Source organism: Mesorhizobium sp. M0174, from assembly GCF_040322275.1.
GTDB lineage: Bacteria > Pseudomonadota > Alphaproteobacteria > Rhizobiales > Rhizobiaceae > Mesorhizobium.
Genome location: NZ_JAMYTB010000058.1, coordinates 1 through 2,930, shown reverse-complemented (window position 1 = coordinate 2,930; position 2,930 = coordinate 1). Strand labels below are relative to the sequence as shown.

Here is a 2,930-nt window from a genome sequence, read left to right as displayed (position 1 = left end):
CTTTTCCACCTCGGCCAAGGCCAGAACGCCGCTGTTGGACGACAGCATGCCGCCGTCGAAACGGGCGACGACGGACTTGCCGCCGACTGATGACAAACCGCTCAGCGGCAGCGCAAGATCGTTCATGGTGGGTGTGGTCTCCGGGAAATGGTTCGGATCGGCTTAGGCAACCAAATCCTACGTCATTTCAACGGCTTGCGCCACATCCACCAACCCCCATGAATTTGGTTAGGTTGATGCGGCGTGCCGCCGCCGTGAGGCCGCGCTCGCTCAGCAGCGCGTCGAGAACGACGAGAAGATTCAGATCGAGCCCTTTGAAACGCATGTCTTAGCTATCCATAGCGTGGATGCATTTGATTGAAACAAACGATTTTACCAATTTTCCGGAATGTCGCATGGACTTGGCAGGACCTCACGTGCGCCGATCACTGCCTCTATCGCGTGGCGAGTCCCTTGAGAAGAGCCCGAAAGAGGAAATCTGTCGCGTGCGGTGGAGATTGTACTGGGAATGAGAAGCAGCGCTCCGATCATGTCGAACTCTCCGACGAATGGCGGACCGGTACAATAGTTGATCGCAACTGGTCCGGAGCTATGAAACATCTCGATTACATATGAGGTGCCGAGTGAATACGCTGACAGCACCCACCGTCGCAGCGTTTAGCTGACGTTTGACGACGGTTCCTATCCATTTACACGCAGATTCTTGATGTGCTGGCGCAAAAGCGGGAGGCCGGCGACTTTTCTTCGTCATCGGGCTGACGCCGCAGAAGCCGGAACTCGTCCGGTTCCTATGGGCATTGGGCTTGGTCGGTCGCACAGGCTCTATGAGGGGCAATTTTGGCAACGCGACGCGACTCGGGTTTTGAACGACGCCGAAAACGCAAGCTGGAAAGGAACAAGATGGCAGATCAACTCGCCAACGAAATAATCGCCATTATCAAGAAGCGCGCCGCGTCGGAGGGCGGCATAGCGCCTGCCACAGGCGGCGAGATAACGGCTGCCACGGGACTGACTTCGCTCGGTATCGATTCACTGGGATTGGCGGACGTTCTCTGGGACCTGGAGCAGGCCTACGGCATCCAGATCGAGATGAATACGGCCGAGGCATGGTCGGATCTCCAGAATGTTGGGGACATGGTGGAAGCCGTGCGCAGCTTGCTCGCTAAGGGGGTGTGAATGGACAGGCGCGTCGTGATTACTGGGATTGGCGGTATTTGCGGGCTTGGGACCAACGCCGCCGCCATTTGGACAGAGATGCGAGAAGGCCGCTCCGCCATCGGCCCAATCGTCAACTCCGAGCTCCACGAATTGAGGGTCAGGATCGGTGCCGAGATCAAGGCGCTGCCGGAGCATGACATCGACGGCAAGCAACTCATCTCCATGGACCGCTTCAGCCTGCTCGCTGTGCTTGCGGCGCGCGAAGCCATGCGTCAGGCCGGACTTTCCTCCAAAGAGGGAAATAGGTATCGCTTCGGTGCGACGGTGGGCGTTGGCGGCTGCGGGTGGGATGCGATCGAGCAAACCTACCGCGCCATCCTTCTGGGCGGTAAGCGTGCCGCTCTCTTGACTGTACCCAAGGCGATGCCGGGTGCCGCTGCCGGCCAGGTCAGCATGAGTCTCGGCCTGCGCGGGCCGGTCTTCGGCGTCACGTCCGCCTGTTCCTCGGCAAACCATGCGATTGCCTGCGCGGTGGACCAGATCAGGCTCGGCCGGGCCGACGTGATGCTTGCCGGCGGCAGCGAAGCGCCGCTCATATGGGGTGTGCTGAAGGCATGGGAAGCGATCCGCGTGCTTTCGCCCGATACTTGCCGGCCATTCTCGGCCGATCGCCAGGGCCTGTCGCTTGGTGAAGGCGCCGGCATGGCGGTGCTGGAAAGCTACGAGCATGCCCTGGCTCGGGGCGCCACCATCCTTGGCGAAATTGCCGGTGCCGGCCTTTCCGCCGATGCGTCCGACATCGTCGCGCCGACTGTCGAGGGGCCGGAGGCAGCAATGCGGGCCTGCCTTGCCGATGCCAGGCTGGACGCCGAGGATGTCGACTATCTCAACGCGCACGGCACCGGCACCAAGGCCAACGACCAGATCGAGACGGCGGCGATCAAGCGCGTCTTCGGTCAGCACGCCTTCTCAATGTCCATTTCTTCTACCAAGTCCATGCACGCGCATTGCCTCGGCGCGTCCGGCGCGCTCGAGTTGATCGCCTGCGTGATGGCTATCCGCGAGAGCGTCGTGCCGCCGACTGCCAATTATCGTGAGCTGGACCCCGATTGCGATCTCGACGTCACGCCCAATGTGGCACGCGAGCGCAAGGTGCGCGTGGCACTGAGCAACTCCTTCGCCTTTGGCGGCACGAACGCGGTTCTGGCGTTCAGGCAGGTGTAGAAGCCATGAGAGATGCCTCCGGCAACATTATCTCTCGCATCCAGATGCTTGCCGGATAACTATTGTGAAGGGCGGGTCATTGACCGCCTCGGCGAATGCGGGAAGTGGCAGCGGAAGCTCGACGATCCGGGGGTATCGTCTTTGCGAAATTCTTAACTGTTGAAGCGGCTTAGACGTACCGCCGCCCCGTAAAAGGTAAGCGAGGCCCTGCGGGCTCGGCTTGAGGGTCTGAAGCTGTACACGACAATGTCTGGAAGCCGCAGGGTCGGCTCTGCGCCCGTTATAGTCGCCTGAGTGCTGCCGGCCCGGCCGCGCCGCGGGCGCCGTCAACGAACTCCTTGAACCTGCGGACCCTGCCTGTCTTGGCCGACGCTTCGAAGCGCGCCGTCGTGCTGGCCTCCAGATCCGCGACATGCTTGCGCAGGGTCGTGGTGGGCGCGAGGCCAAAGATGAAGTCGACGTCGTTGGCGCGGCACCAGTCGATGACCTGCGGGTTGCAATAATGGCTATCGCCGCGGAGCAGGATTCGAATGTTCGGCCAGTTGATC

Annotated in this window: 2 protein-coding genes and 3 pseudogenes; 2 read left to right on the top strand and 3 right to left on the bottom strand. The window is 61.1% G+C overall.

What is annotated here, in order from left to right; all coding sequences use genetic code 11:
• Window positions 1-223: 223 nt before the first annotated feature.
• Window positions 224-325, bottom strand: a pseudogene (locus NKJ13_RS31435) (LysR family transcriptional regulator); the annotation flags it as partial.
• Window positions 326-900: 575 nt separating this feature from the next.
• Between NKJ13_RS31435 and NKJ13_RS31430 the strand changes: the two are divergent.
• Window positions 901-1,176 (top strand): acyl carrier protein, encoded by a 276-nt coding sequence (locus NKJ13_RS31430; protein ID WP_352458906.1) that lies wholly within the window; start codon window positions 901-903, stop codon window positions 1,174-1,176.
• Window positions 1,177-2,382: a beta-ketoacyl-[acyl-carrier-protein] synthase family protein gene (locus NKJ13_RS31425; protein ID WP_352779557.1), complete on the top strand. Its 1,206-nt coding sequence runs from the start codon at window positions 1,177-1,179 to the stop codon at window positions 2,380-2,382.
• Here the strand turns inward: NKJ13_RS31425 and NKJ13_RS31420 are convergent.
• Window positions 2,369-2,539, bottom strand: a pseudogene (locus tag NKJ13_RS31420) (LysR family transcriptional regulator); the annotation flags it as partial. The gene NKJ13_RS31425 and the pseudogene NKJ13_RS31420 sit on opposite strands and share 14 nt — an antisense overlap.
• 162 nt (window positions 2,540-2,701) lie before the next feature.
• A pseudogene (locus NKJ13_RS31415) lies at window positions 2,702-2,930 on the bottom strand (transposase); the annotation flags it as partial.

Excerpts from the sequence above, each read along its gene's own strand:
- NKJ13_RS31430 (WP_352458906.1), top strand. The coding sequence starts at position 901 with ATGGCAGATCAACTCGCCAACGAAATAATCGCCATTATCAAGAAGCGC.
- NKJ13_RS31425 (WP_352779557.1), top strand. The coding sequence starts at position 1,177 with ATGGACAGGCGCGTCGTGATTACTGGGATTGGCGGTATTTGCGGGCTT.